We start from the raw sequence: 20,494 nt of genomic DNA, 5'->3' as shown, positions 1-20,494 counted from the left end.
ATGTCCAAGGATGTCGATTGTTGAGGGCAATCATTAACGGACAGAAGTTGAGTCGTCACGTGTGAACACTAGCGCAGAGAAATTCAAGGATTCGACGTGATCTTTCGAAGATGACCTTGGACGGCGACAACCGCTTCTCTCGCCCGATCAAGGTCTTTAAGGGCGTCATTGAGATGCTGAAACGCTAAGTTTCCGGATGGCCTATTCCGTTCTTCTGCTGCGGTACATTCGTAGTCCCATGCCCGTCCTCCGATACGATCGGCTTCTGCGATAGCAAACTCAAGGTCTCGCACGGCTTTGATGAATGGTTCGATCAGTTTCCAATTTGGTTTAGGCACTCGTCGGTTCTCCTCGGTAATGATTTGAAGGATTTGTTTGCGGCGTTACGGCCGGCGACCCTTCGGTCCGCCCTCATCGTTGGTCGGGTCGGAGTCTTTGCTGGGACGAGGAACAAGGCTACTACCCATGCCTGTTCCGGTTTCCTCCGGGCCTGCAATGTCTCCGCGGGGGGAAAGCGTGTCGAGCCAGGCGATCGTTGAAGCCAGGAGCTTGATGTCGGTATCCTCTTCGTACTCGCCACGGACAAAACACAACAGGAGGTCCGACCATCGGCCCGCGACGTCCACGTGGTCGAGCCAGTCGATCGAAGCCTCCGGTGCACGGGTGCGCAAGACCGTCATCGCGTCGCGACGCGATGCGCCACCGCCACGGATGTGGTGGAAAAGTATCGAATAGGGAACCTCACCGCGTGCCATCGTTATCTCGACGTAGCGGACGGGCACTCCAAGCCGTTGGGCCAACTGCTTCCTCTCCGCCCAAGCGGGAGAGACAGAGGGAGCAGCATACTTGACCGGTGCTGGTGGCGTGAGTGGCATCCGCCCCACAAGAGAGGCAATGATCGCCAGCAACTGCGCCGCGGCAGATGAGGCCGGATCGACCCGACGCACACGACGGGCGGTGATCATCCGCGCGCGCAGCCGATCATAACAGGTACGGCGTCTTCTTTTCCTCCGCGTCTTAGGATCAGGTTTGTTCATGGTGTCATCCTCCGCCGATAATCATAGCTCGGCGCGGAGGCTCGCTGGACCTCCGCCGGTGGAAATGATTTCCACGTCCGCTTAGCCTCAACGATCTGCCGCGTAAGGCGGTCCCGTTCAGTTTCGAACATTGAGCGGATCGACGTCGCGATTTCCCTTGCACGCCTGAGAAGGTCGTCTAGGTCCAATCTCGTCAGACCGTACAGAGACAACGTCTCCCGACTCCGTCGTCCTATCGCCGCGGCAACCGGTCGATTTTGTCGCCGAGGTTTTGGAGTGCCTGCGCTTGCTGGTGCTGGGAGTCGAGGATCAGACCGAGCAATTCTATCAATTGGTCTATCCTGTCGGTTTGTTCCGGCGTCTCCAGCAGCTTCAGGAGCGGCAAGAGACGCTCTGTGTTGCTTTCCACCGTGGCAAGAGTGGTCTGGTACGCTGGTCTGGTTTCCGATAAGTCGTTCATTCTCGATTCCCTCCGGTAGAAAATTCTGGAACTCGCCACGCTTCATGCCGGCCGTGCGGTTGGCTGACGCCACGAATGCGCCGGCCGGCGTGACGAGGATCGGCCCCTTGTCTCCGTGCGATATTTGAAGACCTTGGTGACCGACCTCCTGGACGAACGCCGCGTATCCGCGCGCTGCGGCCTGGCGAAGGCTGGTCCGATCGAACTTCGGCGCGGCTCTCTCGGCGCGTTTCCTCGCGACGTCGGAAAAGCCCTCCACCTTGTTGGCCCTGCGCTCGGCACGGGGCGGCTGCACGGTCTCGCCATGGTCTTCTTCGTAGCGACGGGCGAGGTCTTCGAGGCGACGGAAATCATGACGACAATCGAGAACACGAAGCGTTGAAGGATCGACTTCGGCAACTGCTACATGAAAGTGGGATCGGCCCTTCTTAACGTGGCGAACGACAAGGCGCGGGCGATCCGGCCCCACGCCGAACTCCACATCGATCGAGTTCAGGAACTGGCTGAGCTGGGCCGGCGTCATTTCTTCCTGTGGGGAGATCGAAAGATGTCGGATGACATAACGGCAGCCCTTTACCGACGCGAGCGCCTGAGCGTCGTGAAGTGCGTTCCTGTCGCCGGCTAACACCTCGATACGCTCGTTCTCCGTCGTCTTGTCGAGCAAATGACGCGCAAGATAATGAACGCCGCCAGCGCGGCTGATGCGCGTCGCCTGGACAATCATGCGACGATATCCCGGACAAGAGCCCGCAGTGCGTCGAGTTCGGCGAGCGTCGATGCAAGCTCGGCATCTTGGCCAACGAGCTTGCCGCCGTTGGCGCGCCGAACAAGCTGATTCAGATTTCCACCGATCCGACCGAGTTCACCGAGCAACCGCGCGATAAGAGCGGCATGCGTCCGGTCAAAGCGACGGGCTGGCATACGAGTGCCCAGCGCTGCGCGACGAACGAGATCGGACAATGTGAGACCTCGTGCGACAGCAAGGTCTCTCATTGTCGTCGCCTCCTCATGCGTGGTTCGAATACGAATAATCCTGTCGCGCATCGCCGCCCAATTCCTTCAGTACGGCCATGGCCGTCGAGGGGGTTCACGGGGGAGGTTCCTCCCCCTGACCAGTCGCCTGTGCGTAGGCACAAGGCATTGCTGGCTCCCCTTTCTGTCTTCCTGAATTCTGGGTGCTGAATTCCACCGGCGCAAATGGCGGGAATATTTTAGGCGGTACGCGCGATCAGGCCGCCAACATCAACTCGCCCGAGCCGAGCGTCACGTTCTAGGTCTGTAGCGGAACCTGGAACACGGGAACGACGAACGAGACGCAGCCGCGACGATCCGCGGGACTGAAAATACAGAGACGCCACGTACATCAGAATTCTTCCGGAGCGATCGACTTCGTTAAGCTCCTCGACGATGAGACGGAATTCAGGTCTTTCGAAAACTATCGACCTCGACCTCATTTCCTCGCGCCTTTCCCATGCAACATCAATGGCATGATTTTATCGCAACGACGGAATCGAGCCCAGGAATGCCCAGGAACACCCCGGAGCAGTCTTTAACGTGACCTCTCAGATTTTAATGACCTGTTCTACGCTGTTGGGCCGAGAAGCGATGCTCCGGTGTTGCCGACCATTCGAGTTTCGAAACGTCCGCCGGCATCTCGAAACTCGAAACGTTAGGTTCGACGTTCGAATGGTTGCGATCAGCGTCGTTAGATAGCGACACCTCCCTGACCATGAGCGTATCGGAGAAGTCAGCATCGCGCCGCCGGTCTTGCGGGACTTCGGGAATTCGCGCGTGACGAAATCGGGAGAACGGCTGCCGTAGGAGGTCGCGTTCATCGCGATCCGGGATCGACCGCCGCCGATTTCGCACTCCGTTTGTCAGATGTTTCGAAAGTCGAACGCTCGACCGTTCGAAACTCGACATAAATTGTCTCGAATCTCGAATGACTGGACACACGAATGACCAGCGTCAACATCGGCCCTGCTATAATCAGGCAAGTGCGTGATGCCGGTTCGACCGCCGAACAGTCAACCGTTCGAGTGTCGAGGCAATGTCGTTCGACTTTCGAACCATCTGTTTTCGGGCTGGAGAGCCGTCCGGTCCCGGCGAGCGACTGGCGCGGGCGCAGGGATAGCCGAGCCTCGGGTCGAGAAGGCGGGACTGGACGGATCGGATGCCCCACACGATCCCATCCCCGGACATGAGACACATGGCCGGGACTAGGCCAGCGCCAATGAGCGCCGCACCTCATGCACCATTGCCGCATTTGGGGTTTCCTTGACCGCTAGATTGGGTCGGCGGTCGAAAATGATGTCGGCCTCATCCAAAGTTCTTTCATATGTCTGGCGAGGCGGAATCCCACGTTTCTGGCTATATCGGATTTAGGGTGCGTGGTCTTAGATGAAATGGCCCGTCTCCATGTACGACCTCACAGATAGAACAAAGGCCGTCCATAGAGAGAAGAACGTATGCGTCGCGGGGCCTACGGGCCCCGTTTGTAGTCTAGTTTGCGAATAAACCCATGTTTCAAAAAGGCTTTCAGACGGTTTTCGAAACCAGTGAGAAGGCTTTTTGCATCACCTGCGAAAGCGTGTCCTCATGCTCGTCAGCGGCGATAAAGGAATCATGGACGGGGAGCGTGACGATGCCTCTTCGATGCATCTCCACAAGAACCTTGCGGCAGATTTCAGAATCGAGAGCCTGGAGTTGTAGACCGATTCCGCTGTGGAAATAGGCTTCAATGTCAGGGTGCAGCGTTCTGATATCAGCGATCAAAGCTTTGGCCGCATTACGGTCTTCACGCAAGTTCTCGGAAATCGACCCTAGCGCCTCTCGAAGGCTCCCGGCATTCAGAAGCGTGTTGAATGCCTGCTTTACAACGCCGCGGCTCCATCCGGGCAATGTGTAAGCGTCCCCCTCCAATTGACAGCCGGCAAGGCCGTATAGAAGACGAGGATGGATTTGCTGATAGTCCAGTTCAACCGTGGAATGGCCGTCGATGGTTAGGTGCCGCCGATGCGCCTTGCGGCAGGATTGCCACCAACCGCCATAGAACCGCCCGCCGCGATCCCATGCTCCGTTGTAGACGCGGTATAGGGACATCATGCTCGGGAAAACGGAATAGCCGTCAAGGCGTATCGCGTTGCCGTCTCGAACGGCGGTGGGAACGTCCAACTCAATCTCGGCTTCGACGAGGCTGCGATTGATTTTTGCCAATAGGGCGCGGTCGCGCCGTGTCCGGTCATTGTCACGGTAATCGATCAGACGTCCCGCGGCATCTTTCAGACGGATGACTTCGCCGACCTCGTGACGCAATTCAGGTACTTCTACGTCGGCAAGCCATGGAGCTGGACGATAGCTCGACTGGATACCGGTTGGACGGCCGGCGGGTTGGAGATCATGTTCGACCAAAAGGCCCGCATCCAAGAGGTCGTCGATCGCCGGCACGACATTGTAGAAGGTGAGATTGGGATCGCGGTAGCGCCGCGTCTCGTGCCACCAACCGTTCCGCCGGGGATACGAAATCCGTAGTTCAGGAGCGTGGCGCGCCGTGAGGATGGCATCAGCAACGACGGCAACCATTGCTCGCATGTTCTTTGTCGATCCCGCAAGCGGAAGGTCGACGCGCTTGGCTAGTGCGTAGGCGTTGCAGCGCAATGACAAACGCAGTGCCTGGTCATGGCTCCGACACTGCCATATCCCACTCGCGTGGGAACGTCCCTTCCCAATTTGGGGACGTGACGTCGCGCTCGACGCCAAGGATTCGCCGGTGGGACCTTCCAGCCCGCGCGTCACCGGTCTAATCGGTGGAGTTTTACATTGGCTTTCATGAACTTTCTCCGTGCACAGTCTCCAGGGTTCCAGCCCAGGGACGATCCTGAGATGGTCCTAGCCACCGATGCATGGGTCAAGCGCCGACAGATTGATCAGCGAACGAAATAGGGAGAAAGGTCCAATCCTTCTGGAAGGGGCAGCTGCCGCAATACCTCGATCTCCTCGCGCAGAAGTGTCTTCGAGCCGTAACCGCGAGAAACCGTCTTGTTTGCGTGCCCTGTCTGCTTGTCGTGAATGCGCTCGTCAATTTTCGCAAGGCGCATGATGTCCTTGGCTGTATGACGTGTCGAGTGAAAGGTGGTTTCCATCACGCGATGAATTCCAACCTCCTTCAATTGTCCGTTCAACCGCTTCGACGCTGCGCCTGCTGGGTCTTTAACCCGCTTCTTCCCATGATAAAAACAGGCCGGGAAAAGATTATCCTCGAGGCGGCGGGTTTTCACGTAGTCGATGAAACTCGTACGCATAATGATGTCGGGAAGCGCGATGATGCGCCGGCTGCTCGGGTTCTTGACCTGGCGTTCTTCGGCCTCCCCCACCTCGCCTGTCAGGTCCGTGGTCAAATCGATGACCCACACATTTCCTTCGACACAATAGACGTCCTTGCCCTGCAACGGTACGAGTTCACCAACCCGCGCGCCCAATAGCGCCCCGAGCAAGGCGAACCATTTCATGTCCGCCCTTTTCTCCGCGGCGGCAATTGGGAACCACTTGTTCAGTTCCTCGATCGTGAATGGACGACGTACCGTCTTGCCCTTGACGAACTTGGGAATGCGGATTTTGACGTCTGCCAACGGAGAACGGAACTCGTACTCGGCCGCTACATCCTGAAAGAACACCTGCAGCGGCGAAAAATAGTTCGTCTCGATGGTAGTGATCGATAAAGTTTCGAGCCGCTCATCCGCAGACAGGCTCGCATTGTAGGTTGCAGCCTCTTCTCGTGTCTTCCCGCGTAGCTCAGGAATCTTGTTGTAGTTCGAGGGCACGACCGCCAGCAGGTTGGCGAATTTCTGGAAGTCGAAAAACCGATACTTGTTGATCGGCCTATCGCCGGCAAAGGTTACGAAATCCGTGAGCCGGTTGTAATCCGTATCCGTCTTTTTCTCTGCAATCCCCTGATTGACGCGAATCTCGCGGTGCCACTGGTCCAGTGCTATCGACATCAGCGGTCGATCATATCCTCCGCCGAGGCTCAATTCCACTGCGGCATTCAGAGATGCGATCTTCTCTGACAGTACCTCCAGCTTGGGTGTGACCGAGGTAACGTCCCGCTCGGCTTTCGCTTTTTCCAGAGTTTGTAGAACCGTGGCTTGCGTATCCATGAATGATGAATAGACCGCGTTCACACCGTGCCGGAGGGCATTCTCGCGTTCGAGGGCGGCAATTCTGATCTCGCTCGCCTGTCGCTCTAGTTCGGCGACATGTAAGCTATCCTGCGCCGCCATTGCCTGCTCGCCGGCCTCCATCGTCTGTCGAGCCACATCCATGACCTCCGCAAGCTGACGCTGCAACTCGGCAATGATGACATCTCTGGGATCGGCAGTCTCTGACATGGATCGGCACCCGTTTTGAAGGAGGTTGTGGAATAACCGGTCGGAATGACTGACAAGTAAACGGGCGATCAGCGCTGCCTTGCGGGCAGGAAGCTGACCGAGATGAAGGCGAATAGGGGATTTGCCGAGAATCGGCTCCAAATCCTTGGGAATACGGCGCTGGAAGCGAAAACCGTTGTCACGACGAGTGATATACATGAACAGGCCCCGGGTACTTGTGTGGGTACGAACCCAAACCAAGACGCCAGAAAGCTCAATGGAATCAATAAAAGGAAAATGGCGGAGAAGATGGGATTCGAACCCACGATACGCTTTTGACGTATACTCCCTTAGCAGGGGAGCGCCTTCGACCACTCGGCCACCTCTCCGGTGCGGCCTAACTATGGTGACCGGTCTGTGAATGCAAGGGTTTTTTGAGTTTTCATAAGAAGAAATGCAGCGGCCGGCATTTCGACCCGGTTGGGCAACGGGGGCATTGCTGCCTGCCCGTGATCTGCATGATTCGATCGCGCGTCTCTTCAATACGAGACCGCGCTCTACCGCCAGGCGCTCGGGGAAAGCGAGTGCGAAACGGTTCCGATTCGCAGGCACTCGGATCGCAAAAATGACGCGCGACCACAGGTTAACCAAACCATTGCAATCACGCCCTTTCAGCAGAGGGCCGCGCCCTCTGCGTCAGGCAAAGGGCTCTTTCCTTGCGGCATCGCCTCCCGGTCAGGCGAGCAGACTCTTGAGATCGGCGGATGGGTCGGCGAGAATCGATCGGTCGGGGTTAATTCCAGATTCCAGCAGTTTCTTGCCAGTCACATAGGCTTTGGCGTCGTTGATCGCGTCGACGGCGATCAGCCGGCCTTCCCTGAAGTACCAGACCGAATGGGCGCCTTCGCGGGCGCCGGGACGCAGCAACGTATCGTCATAACCGAGATTGAAGCCGGCAATCTGCAGCTTGACGTCGTACTGGTCGGACCAGAACCAGGGCTTGGGATCATAAGGCTCGTTGCCGCCGGCGATGACGGCGGCCGCCGCTTCGGCCTGGTCGACGGCGTTCTGCACCGATTCGAGCCGGATGCGGCCGCCCTGCCAGGGAAGGGCCGCGCAATCGCCGGCCGCGAAAATCGCCGAATCGGAAGTGCGGGCGAATTCGTCGACGACGATGCCGTTGGTGACTTCGAGGCCGGCTTCCTTGGCAAGCTGATCGTTCGGCACGACGCCGATGCCGACGACGACAAAATCGACGTCGATAGTCGATCCGTCGGAAAGTGCCGCACCAGCGACGCGGCCGTCCTTGCCGATCAGGTGCTTGAGCCCGGTTTTCTCGCGGATCACCACGTCGCGGCCCTCATGGATCGCGCGCATGATGTCGGCCGTCTCCTTCGCCGCGACGCGCTGCAGGATGCGGTCGGCCATCTCGATGACGGTGACCTCAAGGCCGAGATGGCGGGCAACGGCCGCCGCCTCCAGGCCGATATAACCGCCCCCGATGATCAGGACGCGACGGCCAGGCCGCATCTCGTCGGCGAGCAGATCGGCGTCGCGCTTATCGCGGGCGACATAGACGCCTTCGAGATCGCCGCCGATTGCGGCCGGCAGCCGGCGCGGCGTCGAGCCGGTGGCCAGCGCCAGCGTGCCGTAGTCGAGAACGGAGCCGTCCTGCAGCAGAACCTGCTTGCTGTCCGGCTTGATCTCCTCGGCCCAGGTGGAAAGGCGAAGGTCGACGTCATTGTCGCCATACCAGTGCTGGTCGCGAAACAGCAGGCGGTCGAAGCTCATTTCGCCGAGCAGATATTTCTTCGACAGCGGCGGGCGCTGATAGGGGGCCACATCCTCGGCGCCGATAAGGGTGATCGGGCGCGTATCCTTCAATGCTCGCAGCTTGGCCGCCAATGCGAAACCGGCCTGCCCCGCGCCGATGATCACCAATCTATCCGTCACGATTTCACTCCCGAAACTGCGCCCGACAACCACGTCAAGGCCTATCCCCTGCCCGGAGCGCCGTCAACGGAAAGCGGCTTCTTACCTTCAGCCGATTTCGATCCAGCGACGCTCGTGGAAAGACTGTGCCATGGCATGCACCGACTTCTCTATCCTGAGACCGTCTTTAAATGTCACGATCGACGACGGTTCTCCCGATATTGCCCGGATCAGCTCGCGGCATTCGATGATTTTGAGATCATTGAAGCCGAGGCCGTGGCCGGGCGCCGGAATGAACCGATCATACGGCCGATGGGCGGGGGCCGCCAGTATCTTGCGAAAACCCTGTTCGGAGCCGCGCCCCTCGGCCTGATAGAGTTCGAATTCGTTCATACGCTCCTGATCGTAGACGATCGAGCCTTTCGAGCCGTAAATCTGCAGGGCGATGCGGCCCTTGCGGCCCCAGGCGGCGCGATTCGCCATCAACACGGCGGAGATGCCGCCGCCCAGCCGCATCAGCACGTTGGCAGCGTCGTGATTTTCGACGGCGCGGCGGCCACCCGCGCCGAGCGGACGGTCGGCATAGGGCTTCACCATATCTGTAATGACGGCCTCGACGTGGCCGAAAAGATACCAGAGCAACGACAGCGGATGCACGGCGAAATCGTCAAGCGCGCCGTAGCCGGCGGCAAGCTCGCTCTTCCAATAGAAGAAGACATCGGGATCGGCCATGAAATCCTCGTCCATTTCGACGCGGATATGGTTGACCGTGCCGATGGCGCCCTCACCGACAAGCGTCTTGATATGCCGCATGACCGGATTCTGGATGTAATTATAGCCGAGGGCGGCCACCTTGCCTGATCGTTCCGCCGTTTCCAGCATGCGCTCGGCATCGGCATAGGCCGGCGCCATCGGCTTTTCGCACCAGACATGCTTGCCGGCTTCGAGGGCTGTAATCGCCATCTCGGCGTGGAACTGATTGGGCGTGGTGACGGAAACGACGTCGACCTCCGGATCGGCGATCAGCGCCCGCCATTCGGCGGTTGCCTTCTCGAAGCCGAATTCGGAGGCGCGCGCCTCAGCAAGCCCGGCATTGGCTTCAGCCAGATGCACGAGTCGCGGACGCTCGACATCGCCGAACACGGTCTTCACCGCATTCCAGGCCAGCGCATGGCACTTGCCCATATAACCCGTACCGATCAAACCGATGCCAAGTGGCTTCATTTCCGTCTCCTCCAGGACTGCGCGCGGGATTTTTGGAATATTTGGATCATTTTGACAAGAGACCGTTCACCGGCATTTCCGTATCCTTCCCTGCCAAAACTGTTTAAAAGCCTTGAATTACAGGCGATTAAAAACAATTAGGCGTGTCGTTTGAAATCGTTTATGCTCAACAATATGGAATATTTGTTTCATCCCGTGAGCCGCAAGCATGGATAATGACCCCCAGAGGCACGCACGTGTGCCGCGCGATTTCGAAAGCCTGCGCAGCACCATCATCGAGCGCAAGGCGAGCATGCCGAAGCGGCTGGCGCAGGTCGCCGCCTTCGCGCTCGGCAATCCCGACGAAATCGCCTTCGGCACGACGGCGAGCATCGCCGCTGCCTCCGACGTCCAGCCCTCGACGCTGGTGCGCCTGGCACACCATCTGGGTTACGAAGGCTTTTCCGATCTGCAGAGCATCTTCCGCGAAAGGCTGCGCGACCGGACACTGAGCTATGAAGAACGGCTCGTCACCCTGGAGCAGGCGAGCGGCGACGACGAGGACGCCAACCTGCTCTCCGGCTTCATTGCCGCGGCAAGCCAGTCGGTCAACCGGCTGGCGGCGACGGTGCAGAGCGATACGTTCACGAAAGCGGTGGATATCCTGGCCGCCGCCGAAACGATCTATCTGATCGCCAAACGACGTTCCTATCCGCTGACGGCGCATATGACCTACGCTTTTTCCAAGCTCAACATCCGCCACCAGATCGTCGCCTCGCCGAACGGCGTCGATCCCGAGATGGTGCAGTTCGCAACGCCGAAGGATGCAGCGATCGCCGCGAGCTTCTCGCCTTATGCGGCCGACAGCCTCAGCCAGAGTCAGGAGCTTGCCGACCGCGGCGTCCCCATTATCGCGATCACCGATTCGGCCTTCTCGCCGCTTGCCGCCTGCGCCACGCATTGGTTCGAAGTGGCGGAGGCCGATTTCGCCGGCTTCCGCTCGCTGTCGGCCTCGATGGCGCTCACCATGGCGCTGCCGGTCGCCATCGCCGAGCGGCGGCGCAAGCGCCAGCACGCAAAAGCTGGAAAAGCGAAAATGGAATAAACATTCCGAATTGACAAAATATCGGAACCAATGTTTCATTATTGAAATTCGCAGGCACTGGAAGCCGCGCAAAATCTAGCGGGAGGACATCATGGTACAATCGAATCCGGGCTCACAGCCGGAGCCGGCGCTTGATGTAATCACCATCGGCCGCTCCTCGGTCGATCTTTACGGCCAGCAGATCGGTTCGCGGCTGGAGGATATCGCCTCCTTTGCCAAATCGGTCGGCGGCTGCCCGTCCAATATCGCCATCGGCACGGCGCGGCTCGGCCTCAAATCCGGCCTCATCACCCGCGTCGGCGACGAGCAGATGGGACGGTTCATCCGCGAGCAGGCGGCGCGCGAAGGGGTCGCGACGGACGGCATCGTCACCGACAAGGAGCGGCTGACGGCGCTCGTGCTGCTTGCGGTCGAGGCCGAGGGCGTATCGCCGATGATCTTCTATCGTTCCGACTGCGCCGACATGGCGCTCGAGGAAGGCGATATCGATGAAAACTTCATCAAGTCGTCACGCGCCGTTCTCGTTTCCGGCACACATTTCTCGCGGCCCAACACCGAGGCCGCGCAGCGCAAGGCGATCCGCATCGCCAAGGAGAACGGCCGCAAGGTGATCTTCGACATCGACTACCGGCCGAACCTCTGGGGCCTTGCCGGCCATGCGGAAGGCTTCGAGCGCTATGTCAAATCCGACCGCGTCTCCTCGAAGATGAAGGAGACGCTGCCCGATTGCGATCTCATCGTCGGCACCGAGGAGGAAATCCTCATCGCTTCCGGCGCCGACGACGTGCTTGGCGCGCTGAAGGAAATCCGCCGCCTGACGCCGGCGACGATCGTGCTGAAGCGCGGCGCCATGGGCTGCATCGTCTATGACGGGCCGATCGCCGACGATCTCGAAGCCGGCATCGTCGGCCAGGGTTTCCCGATCGAGGTCTTCAACGTGCTCGGCGCCGGTGATGCCTTCATGTCCGGCTTCCTGCGTGGCTTCCTGCGCGACGAGCCGCTGAAGACCTGCGCGACCTGGGCCAATGCCTGCGGCGCCTTTGCCGTCTCCCGGCTGCTCTGCTCGCCGGAATATCCGACCTGGGCGGAACTCGACTTCTTCCTGAAGACCGGCAGCAAACATCGGGCGCTGCGCAAGGACGAGGCGATCAACCATATTCATTGGGCATCCACCCGGCGCGGCGACATCCCGCTCCTGATGGCGCTGGCGATCGATCACCGCTCGCAACTTGTCAGCGTCGCCGATGAAGTCGGCGTCGGCCACGAGAAAATCGTCGCCTTCAAGCGACTGGCGGTCGAAGCTGCAGCGCGCGTTTCGAACGGCCGTGACGGCTACGGCATGCTGATCGACGAACGCTTCGGCCGCGACGCCTTTTTCGATGCGGCGACGAAGAATTTCTCCTGGATCGGCCGGCCGGTAGAGCTGCCGGGCTCGAAGCCGCTGCGCTTCGAATTCAGCCAGGATATCGGCTCGCAGCTTGTCGAATGGCCGCTCGGCCATTGCATCAAATGCCTGTGCTTCTATCATCCCGACGACCCGGCCGAATTGAAGGGCGAGCAGCAGGAGAAGCTGCGCACGCTGTTCGAAGCCGCACGCAAGGTCGGCCGGGAGCTGCTGGTCGAAATCATCGCCGGCAAGAACGGACCGCTTACCGACGATACGATCGCGACCGCGCTGGAAGAACTTTATGCGCTCGGCATCAAGCCGGACTGGTGGAAGCTGGAGCCGCAAGCCTCCGGCGAAGCCTGGAAGAAGATCGACGCGGTGATTGCCAAAAATGATCCATGGTGCCGCGGTATCGTGCTCCTCGGCCTCGAGGCGCCCGCCGAGGAACTGATCTCCTGCTTCGAGGCGACGCTGGCGGCTCCTTCGGTGAAGGGCTTCGCCGTCGGCCGGACGATCTTTGCCGACGCGGCGCGCGCCTGGCTTTCGGGCGCCATGAACGACGAGGAGGCGATCGCCGACATGGCCGGCCGCTTCCGGCAACTGACAGAGGCGTGGCTGAAGACGCGCGGGCTTCAGTAGCAATAGAATTAAGCCCCTCCCCAACCCCTCCCCACAAGGGGGAGGGACTTAACTTGAGGCGCCGCCTCACGCCATCATCGAGCATCCTCCGGATGAAAGGTTGCGGCGGGAACGCAGAGAGCCGAACAGGTTTGTCCCTCCCCCTTGTGGGAGGGGTTGGGGAGGGAAAAAGATAAAGAGTTAAAACTCCGGGAGACCCCGATGGGCAAGACGATTCGGTTGACGATGGCGCAGGCCGTCGCGCATTTCCTCAAAAAGCAGATGACGGTTGTCGACGGCAAAAAGGTGCCGATCTTCGGCGGCGTCTGGGCGATCTTCGGCCATGGCAACGTCGCCGGCATAGGCGAGGCGCTTTATCAGGTGCGCGGGGAATTGACGACCTATCGCGCCCACAACGAACAGGGCATGGCGCATGCCGCGATCGCCTATGCCAAGGCGAATTTCCGCACGCGCTTCATGGCCTGCACGACCTCGATCGGTCCCGGCGCGCTGAACATGGTGACGGCGGCCGGTGTCGCACATGTCAACCGCATTCCCGTTCTCTTCCTGCCGGGCGACGTCTTCGCCAACCGCGCGCCGGATCCGGTGCTGCAGCAGATCGAGGATTTCGGCGACGGCACGGTTTCGGCCAATGACGCCTTCCGCCCGGTTTCGCGCTATTTCGACCGCATCACCCGGCCGGAGCAGATCATTTCGGCGCTGAAGCGCGCCATGCAGGTCCTGACCGATCCCCTGGATTGCGGTCCGGTGACCTTGTCGCTCTGCCAGGATGTTCAGGCCGAAGCCTTCGATTATCCGGAGAGCCTGTTTGAGGAAAAGGTCTGGACGACCCGCCGGCCGCAGCCGGATGCGGATGAGCTCGCCAATGCCATCGCGCTGATCAAGGCCTCGCAGAAGCCGGTGATCGTTGCCGGCGGCGGCGTTCTTTATTCGCAGGCGACGAAGGAGCTTGCCGCCTTTGCCGAGGCCCATGCCATTCCCGTCGTCGTCACCCAGGCCGGCAAGTCGTCAATCGACGAAACCCTGCCGCTGGCGCTCGGCTCGGTCGGCGTCACCGGCACATCGGCAGCGAATGCGATCGCCGAAGAGACGGACCTCGTCATCGCCGTCGGCACACGCTGCCAGGATTTCACCACCGGCTCCTGGGCGCTGTTCAAGAACGACAGCCTCAAAATGATCGGGCTCAATATCGCCGCCTATGACGCGGTGAAGCACGACAGCCATCCCGTCGTCGCCGACGCCCGCGAAGGGCTGAAGGCGCTTTCGGCGGGCCTTTCCGGCTGGAAGGCGCCGGCAGCACTTGCTGAGAAAGCCGCGACCGAGAAAAGGGCCTGGATGGAAGCGGCGGCGAACGCCATGGCGACGACCAATGCCGCCCTGCCCTCCGACGCGCAGGTGATCGGTGCGGTGGTGCGCACGATCGGCGGCGACAATACGACGCTGCTTTGCGCCGCCGGCGGCTTGCCCGGCGAATTGCACAAGCTCTGGCCGGCGACAGCGCCCGGCAGCTATCACATGGAATACGGCTTTTCCTGCATGGGTTACGAGATCGCCGGCGGGCTCGGCGCCAAGATGGCGCGTCCCGAACGCGATGTCGTCGTCATGGTCGGCGACGGCTCCTACATGATGATGAATTCCGAGATCGCGACCTCGGTGATGCTCGGCCTCAAGCTCAACATCGTCGTGCTCGACAATCGCGGCTATGGCTGCATCAACCGGCTGCAGATGGGCACCGGCGGCGCCAACTTCAACAATCTGCTCAAGGACTCCTACCACGAGGTGATGCCGGAGATCGATTTCCGCGCGCATGCCGAAAGCATGGGAGCCATCGCCGTCAAGGTCGGCTCGATCGCAGAGCTGGAGCAGGCGATCGCCAGCTCGAAGAAGAACGACCGAACCTCGGTCTTCGTCATCGACACCGATCCCTTGATCACCACTGAGGCCGGCGGCCACTGGTGGGATGTCGCGGTGCCCGAGGTCAGCCCACGCGAAGAGGTCAACAAAGCGCGCAAGGGCTATATCGAAGCACGCGCCGCCCAGCGCATCGGCTAAATCATTGCTGTCATTTTTCGGAGGAGCGGCACCGCTCCTCCGCATTATCTTTAAGGAGAATGTTGATGAAGGCCAAACTCGGCATGTCGCCCATCGCCTGGTGGAACGACGATCTTCCCGAACTCAGCGACGATGTGTCCCTGGAGGAATGCCTGCGGCAGTCGCGCAGCGCCGGTTTTACCGGCATGGAGCAAGGGCGCCGTTTCCCCAGCAACCCGGAAGAAATGCTGCCGATCCTGCGCGCCGCCGACGTGACGCTGTGCGGCGGCTGGTTCTCCGGCACGCTGGTCAATGAGGAGCTTGCGGCCAACAAAGACCGCATCGCGCCGATGATCGAACTGTTCAAGGCGGTCAATGCGCCCTGCATCGTTTACGGCGAAGTCGGACGCTCCATCCAGGGCGACCGCTCCAAGCCGCTCGCGACCAAGCCGCGCCTCGCCGACGACGAGATGAAGGCCTATGCGCGCCGCGTCACCGAGTTCGGCGAATGGTGCGCCGAGCAGGGCATGCCGCTTTCCTACCACCACCACATGGCAGCCGTCGTCGAAACCGAGCCGGAACTCGACGCCTTCATGCGCAATTCGGGCGAAGGCATTCCGCTGCTGCTCGATGCCGGCCATCTGGCTTTTGCCGGCGGCGACGTGCTGCGCGCCATCGACCATCACCACGCCCGCATCAACCATGTTCACGTCAAGGACATCCGCAAGTCGGTCGTCGATGGGCTGGACCGCAGCCGGCAGTCCTTCCTCGACGCGGTGGCGCTCGGCGCCTTCACCGTGCCGGGCGACGGCTCGCTGGATTTCGCCGCCATCGTCCAGCGGCTGGCTGACCACGGCTATGAGGGCTGGTTCGTCGTCGAAGCCGAGCAGGATCCGCGCAAAGCGCCGCCGCAGAAAATGGCCGAGATCGGCCATGCCGAATTGATGCGGGTGATGACGGCTGCCGGTTACTCGGTGGAGACCGAAGGTTTCCCGAAGGGATAACGGAAAAGAAAACCCCTCCCCAACCTCTCCCCACAAGGGGGAGGGACTTAACTTGAGGCACCGCCCCGCTCCAGACAGCGCCACTTGCAAAAGGAACGCCGCAAGATGGGCGAGACAGCGCCGCAGATTAAGCCCCTCCCCCTTGTGGGGAGGGGTTTGGGGCGGGGAATTTTTAACGTACGAGGAGAACCACCAATGCCAAACCTCAAGGTGAAACCATCCGGCACGCATGGCCGCGTCACGCATGTCACCCCTGAGAATGCCGGCTGGACCTATGTCGGCTTCGATCTGCATCGCTTGAAGCCGGGCGAGACGGTTTCGGGAGAGACCGGCGATCGGGAAGTCTGCCTCGTCTGGGTCACCGGCAAGGGCAAGGCGTCGGCCGGCACCAGGGATTTCGGCACGCTCGGCGGCCGCATGAGCCCGTTCGAAGGCGCCCCGCATGCACTTTACATCCCGATGGAGTCGGCGTGGTCTGTCACGGCGGAGACCGATCTCGAGCTCGCCGTCTGCTCGGCGCCCGGCGGCGGCACCCACCAGGCGAAGGAAATTCCGCCCGGCACGCATCCGCAGGTGACGCGCGGCAAGGGCACGAATGTGCGCTACGTCAACAATATCATGCCTGAGGACGACAGGTCGGCGCATTCGCTGCTCGTCGTCGAGGTGATCACGCCGGGCGGCCACACCTCCTCCTATCCGCCGCACAAGCACGACCAGGACGACCTGCCGAACGAGAGCTTCCTGGAAGAGACCTATTATCATCGCCTCAATCCGCCGCAGGGTTTTGGTTTCCAGCGCGTCTATACCGACGATCGTTCGCTCGACGAAGCGATGGCGATCGAGGACGGTGACGTGACTCTGGTGCCGAAGGGCTACCATCCCTGCGCGGCAACGCACGGCTACGATCTCTACTACCTCAACGTCATGGCCGGGCCGAAGCGGATCTGGAAATTCCACAACGCCGTCGAGCACGAATGGCTGCTGAAAGCATAAGCGCGCCTTGCGGCGCAGGTAGGCCCGACATCGATCGCTCAAGATTTCGACAGCGGCGACGCGGTCCTCGATGATCTTATGAGCCTGTCCCGATCCAGGGACGATCAATGAAGACGCCCGGCAACCAGCCGGTGAGAAAAGCATTGCCCCGGGAAAGATCGGTCATGGAGAAATCCGTGCGATATGGCGAGGTCCGATCCGGGGTGACATCATCCGGATTCAGACGGCCTCAAAGTGAATCAAAAGTGATTTAGAGATCGAGCACCAGATGCGGCACGCCGTTCGAGGTTTTCCTCGGTGAGACGCCGTCGGCATCGATCTGCGAGCTCACACGCCGGCGAAAGGCTGAAAAGCTCTCGAAGGTCACGACATCGACCGCTTCGTCGAAATGGATGGTGATCCTGTGGAGTTCGCCTCCCGGCAGGGCCGACAGCGCCAGAACCTCGCCGGTGAACGGCTGATTGAGATAGCGGCCGCGAATGTGCGCCCCGACGAAAAGGGGTGTCTTCGCAGCCGCATGGGGTTTCGCCGCCAGCGCCGCCAGCGTGTTCCAGTCGCGCGCGCCGTGCTGGCGGGCGATCATTTCGAGCGCCGCACTGTGGGTCAGCGCGGTGCCGCGATCGTTCATCGCCTGGCGCAGGCGTTTGGCCTGGGCCTTCAATTCGTCAATGCCGGGATAGGTCGTCGTCATGGAGTGGGCCTTCGCAAAAGGCATGCTCTTCGACTGTGGATGGGAGCTCGCATTGCCGTCAGCCAGCATGCACAAGGGGCCGTGACCATGATCGCGAGGACTTCACCATGGATTTTCATCCGCGAGCGGCCGGTGCCTCGAACCGGGACTTTGTATGCGCGAAGGCCGCCGACATGTCAAGAATGGCCGATATGCGCCGGGCATGAACAAATTTGGAGCAAAACTGCCCGAAATCGATGCGATTTTCCGGCAATCTCCCAAGAAGACTTCAATCTTAACGATGTTCTTCAGCAGCTATCAGTAATCTCGTGCTAATTTTGTCATATGATAGCGGAGGCTAAAAGGGCCTTTCAGATGCACCTCGACACAGAACATCCCAAGCCGGAACGTGCGTACAGGGAATTCAACCTCGACAGGCCGGGCAACATTATCTTCGTCGGCCATCATCTCAGCACCGGAACGCAGGTGCGCTGCCTGATCCGCACGATCACGCTGGCCGGCGCGGTGCTCGAAGTCAGCCCGGGCCTGGAGATGCCGAGCCATTTCTTTCTCGAAATCCTCGGCATCCACGACGAGATCGGCGCCACCATGGTCAAGCGCGAAGGCGAATTGGTGACGGTCAGCTTCAACATGCTGCTCAATCCGGAATTCCTGCACCACGTGCTGCGACTGAGCTTCGAAACCTGAGGCTTCTTTCAATCCGCGCCTTATCGCGGCGCGGCCTCGTCTCGCCTCTTCTTGAGGAGAGATAGGCGATGATCGGGATGATCCAGAGAAGTCCGCGCCATTCCGGGCCATCGAGCGGATCGGCCATGGGATCGCGGCGCATCCGACGTTTGCGAGTTTCGACTTCCTCGAAGAGAACGATCCAGTTGAGAAGCATTGCCTATCCTCCATCTATTGCTGGAGCACTTGAGCTAGGCCTTCACGCGCCGGCTATGTAGAGGCGCCGGGGAAAGGGGGTTTTCATCCATGAAAGATGCGAGCTGGGACGATCTGCAACTCTTCTTCCATGTCGCGACCGGCGGCGGGCTTTCGGCAGCGGCTGCACGCACCGGCCTCAGCGCGCCGACGATCGGACGGCGCATGCTGGCGCTCGAACGGGTGACCGGCCGGTCGCTGTTCAGCCGCGGCCCGACCGGTTACCTTCTGGCCAAGGACGGTCAGGAGCTGCTCGATCGCGTCCGGCGGATGCAGGATGCGGCGCAGGCGATCTCCGACTGGCGCGGCGAGGTGCTGATGCTGCCGATCGTCTCCACGGCCGCCGACAGCTGGACCCTGCGCTTCATCGCCGACCATCTGGCCGGCGTCTGGACGCCGAAGGACAGTTTCCGCATGTGCTACAAGAGCTGTGATGCGAGCGTCGACTTCACCTATCGCGAGGCGCATATCGCCATTCGCCACAGCCGGCCGGACAGCGGCAACGTCGCGATCCGCCGTTCGGTCAAAGTGGCCCATGCCGCTTACCAGGCGGCCGACTTTGCGCAGACCAATTGCAACTGGATTTCGCTTGGCACCGACACCGCAATCACGCCGGCGGACAAATGGACGTTCGAACAGCCGGATTATTGGATCACCAGCTGGACGAACACGCCGCATATGCTCTTTTACCTGATCCGTGGCGGGGCCGGCCGCGGCGTGCTGCCCTGTTTCATCGGCGATCAGGAGCGCAAGCTCGTGCGCGCCGGGCCTGTCATCGACGATCTGACCTACGAGATGTGGATCGTCGCGCATGACGATGAACGACAACGGCCGGAGGTCAGGATCGTCATCGACCGCCTGGCAGCGCTGTTTGCCGATCATGAAGATCTATTTGCCGGGCTCAGATCGTCAGGGTGAGACGCGGGCCAGCCAGCCCACGCTCTCTTGATGCCTTTGATCAGGCGGCGAGATGTCGCTCGATCTCGTCGATCGGCAGATTGGTATAGTCTTTCGCCAATTCCGTCGAAATTGCTGCCTGCGTCTCGGCACTGAGCGCCGGCCGCAAGGTGCCGAGCGCCTTCGGCGGCGCGATGAGGACGATGCGGTGCGCATCCTTTGCCTGGGTCAGCTCGTCCATTCGTTCCGCCACATGTCTCAGAAATTGAGCTTCGGCCTGCTCCTGCCAGCTGGTCTCTTCGACAGCGCTGCGGCTGAACCCATCGGCGGCGTGGCTGCGGCCGGGCTTGTCGGTGCCGATCTCGCGATCGGGCTCGCTCGGCTGCGTCAGGGTTTCCAGCACCTTGAGGTTCACCAGTTGGGCATCGCCGGCATTCTGCATGATCAGGGCCTTGGCTCCATTGCAGACTACGACCCATGATTTCCCGGGAATTCTGACGTCGGTCATCTTCAACTCCTCGCTGTCGTCATCGAAGCGCGCCATGCTTCATCGATCAAGGCAGAACGTCCGGCCGTTGAAAGAGTTCGAGAAATTGCGCCGGAAATCGATGGGAGCGGCGATCCGGTTTCCAAGGCTCGCTGTTTTCCTGTCCTTCGCCGCCGCGGCGACTTGTGTGGGCGGTGTTGCCGGAATTGGCGGCGCCGACCGCTGGCGACGCATATCTCACCCTCAGAAATCCCGGCCGAAATGGGTGTTGGACTGACGACCCGCGTCCCGATTGTGAACATCGGGCGTCCCGCTTGGGAACAAAATTTAAACTCGTTAAA

19 protein-coding genes and 1 tRNA gene are annotated in these 20,494 nt (G+C 60.5%); 9 read left to right on the top strand and 11 right to left on the bottom strand.

The window, feature by feature from the left end; genetic code table 11:
* Positions 1-383: 383 nt before the first annotated feature.
* Together CO655_RS07680 and CO655_RS34280 are read right to left on the bottom strand one after the other, a co-directional pair.
* Positions 384-1,037, bottom strand: coding sequence for a hypothetical protein (locus CO655_RS07680; protein ID WP_097664273.1), 654 nt, complete (start codon positions 1,035-1,037; stop codon positions 384-386).
* A 232-nt stretch (positions 1,038-1,269) separates the two neighbouring features.
* Positions 1,270-1,497 carry a hypothetical protein gene (locus CO655_RS34280; protein ID WP_245423766.1) on the bottom strand — a complete coding sequence of 76 codons (228 nt, stop codon included), beginning with the start codon at positions 1,495-1,497 and terminating at the stop codon, positions 1,270-1,272.
* A gap of 136 nt (positions 1,498-1,633) precedes the next feature.
* Between CO655_RS34280 and CO655_RS34275 the strand changes: the two genes are divergently transcribed.
* Both CO655_RS34275 and CO655_RS34270 read left to right on the top strand, forming a co-directional pair.
* A complete protein-coding gene (locus tag CO655_RS34275) occupies positions 1,634-1,879 on the top strand; it encodes a hypothetical protein (protein ID WP_245423765.1) in 246 nt (81 codons plus the stop codon).
* A gap of 24 nt (positions 1,880-1,903) precedes the next feature.
* Entirely contained in the window at positions 1,904-2,122 is a 219-nt protein-coding gene (locus CO655_RS34270) for a hypothetical protein (RefSeq protein ID WP_245423764.1), read from the top strand.
* A gap of 95 nt (positions 2,123-2,217) precedes the next feature.
* Here CO655_RS34270 and mobC read toward each other — a convergent pair whose 3' ends face one another.
* The 6 genes from mobC to CO655_RS07645 all read right to left on the bottom strand — a co-directional run bounded on the left by mobC (position 2,218) and on the right by CO655_RS07645 (position 10,019).
* The gene (mobC, locus tag CO655_RS07670; RefSeq protein ID WP_097664271.1) at positions 2,218-2,541 is read right to left on the bottom strand and encodes a plasmid mobilization relaxosome protein MobC; all 324 of its coding nucleotides are present in this window, start codon (positions 2,539-2,541) and stop codon (positions 2,218-2,220) included.
* Between the two features lie 1,494 nt (positions 2,542-4,035).
* On the bottom strand, positions 4,036-5,079 hold the full coding sequence (locus CO655_RS07665) for a hypothetical protein (protein WP_097664270.1): 1,044 nt from the start codon (positions 5,077-5,079) through the stop codon (positions 4,036-4,038).
* A gap of 344 nt (positions 5,080-5,423) precedes the next feature.
* Complete coding sequence (locus tag CO655_RS07660; protein ID WP_141514294.1) at positions 5,424-7,082, bottom strand: tyrosine-type recombinase/integrase; 1,659 nt, start codon at positions 7,080-7,082, stop codon at positions 5,424-5,426.
* A gap of 79 nt (positions 7,083-7,161) precedes the next feature.
* Positions 7,162-7,252 (bottom strand) — tRNA-Ser (locus CO655_RS07655).
* A gap of 346 nt (positions 7,253-7,598) precedes the next feature.
* Positions 7,599-8,816 carry an FAD-dependent oxidoreductase gene (locus CO655_RS07650; RefSeq protein ID WP_097606349.1) on the bottom strand — a complete coding sequence of 406 codons (1,218 nt, stop codon included), beginning with the start codon at positions 8,814-8,816 and terminating at the stop codon, positions 7,599-7,601.
* A gap of 87 nt (positions 8,817-8,903) precedes the next feature.
* Entirely contained in the window at positions 8,904-10,019 is a 1,116-nt protein-coding gene (locus CO655_RS07645) for a Gfo/Idh/MocA family oxidoreductase (protein ID WP_097606348.1), read from the bottom strand.
* Positions 10,020-10,227: 208 nt separating this feature from the next.
* Between CO655_RS07645 and CO655_RS07640 the strand changes: the two genes are divergently transcribed.
* From CO655_RS07640 to iolB, 5 genes are all read left to right on the top strand, one after another.
* Positions 10,228-11,103 (top strand): MurR/RpiR family transcriptional regulator, encoded by an 876-nt coding sequence (locus tag CO655_RS07640; RefSeq protein ID WP_097606347.1) that lies wholly within the window; start codon positions 10,228-10,230, stop codon positions 11,101-11,103.
* A gap of 91 nt (positions 11,104-11,194) precedes the next feature.
* Complete coding sequence (gene iolC / locus CO655_RS07635) at positions 11,195-13,129, top strand: 5-dehydro-2-deoxygluconokinase (RefSeq protein WP_097606346.1); 1,935 nt, start codon at positions 11,195-11,197, stop codon at positions 13,127-13,129.
* Positions 13,130-13,330: 201 nt separating this feature from the next.
* The gene (iolD, locus tag CO655_RS07630; RefSeq protein WP_097606345.1) at positions 13,331-15,181 is read left to right on the top strand and encodes a 3D-(3,5/4)-trihydroxycyclohexane-1,2-dione acylhydrolase (decyclizing); all 1,851 of its coding nucleotides are present in this window, start codon (positions 13,331-13,333) and stop codon (positions 15,179-15,181) included.
* A gap of 65 nt (positions 15,182-15,246) precedes the next feature.
* Entirely contained in the window at positions 15,247-16,164 is a 918-nt protein-coding gene (iolE, locus tag CO655_RS07625; RefSeq protein ID WP_097606344.1) for a myo-inosose-2 dehydratase, read from the top strand.
* 195 nt (positions 16,165-16,359) lie between these two features.
* Entirely contained in the window at positions 16,360-17,157 is a 798-nt protein-coding gene (gene iolB / locus CO655_RS07620) for a 5-deoxy-glucuronate isomerase (protein ID WP_097664268.1), read from the top strand.
* Positions 17,158-17,407: 250 nt separating this feature from the next.
* Here iolB and CO655_RS07615 read toward each other — a convergent pair whose 3' ends face one another.
* Positions 17,408-17,848: a glyoxalase superfamily protein gene (locus tag CO655_RS07615; protein WP_097606507.1), complete on the bottom strand. Its 441-nt coding sequence runs from the start codon at positions 17,846-17,848 to the stop codon at positions 17,408-17,410.
* A gap of 354 nt (positions 17,849-18,202) precedes the next feature.
* On the opposite strand from CO655_RS07615, the gene CO655_RS07610 reads away from it, so the two are divergent.
* Positions 18,203-18,535, top strand: coding sequence for a hypothetical protein (locus CO655_RS07610; RefSeq protein WP_010031867.1), 333 nt, complete (start codon positions 18,203-18,205; stop codon positions 18,533-18,535).
* On the opposite strand, the gene CO655_RS34265 is transcribed toward CO655_RS07610, so the two are convergent.
* Positions 18,486-18,731: a hypothetical protein gene (locus CO655_RS34265; protein WP_097664267.1), complete on the bottom strand. Its 246-nt coding sequence runs from the start codon at positions 18,729-18,731 to the stop codon at positions 18,486-18,488. The genes CO655_RS07610 and CO655_RS34265 overlap by 50 nt on opposite strands.
* A gap of 89 nt (positions 18,732-18,820) precedes the next feature.
* On the opposite strand from CO655_RS34265, the gene CO655_RS07600 reads away from it, so the two are divergent.
* Positions 18,821-19,687, top strand: a complete 867-nt coding sequence (locus CO655_RS07600; RefSeq protein ID WP_010031868.1) for a LysR family transcriptional regulator — start codon at positions 18,821-18,823, stop codon at positions 19,685-19,687.
* A 40-nt stretch (positions 19,688-19,727) separates the two neighbouring features.
* Here the strand turns inward: CO655_RS07600 and CO655_RS07595 are convergent, their stop codons facing one another.
* Positions 19,728-20,174 carry a host attachment family protein gene (locus CO655_RS07595; RefSeq protein ID WP_097606506.1) on the bottom strand — a complete coding sequence of 149 codons (447 nt, stop codon included), beginning with the start codon at positions 20,172-20,174 and terminating at the stop codon, positions 19,728-19,730.
* Positions 20,175-20,494 lie beyond the last annotated feature (320 nt).

The organism is Rhizobium sp. M1 (assembly GCF_002531805.1).
Taxonomy (GTDB): domain Bacteria; phylum Pseudomonadota; class Alphaproteobacteria; order Rhizobiales; family Rhizobiaceae; genus Rhizobium; species Rhizobium etli_C.
This window is presented reverse-complemented; position numbering and strand designations above follow the sequence as displayed.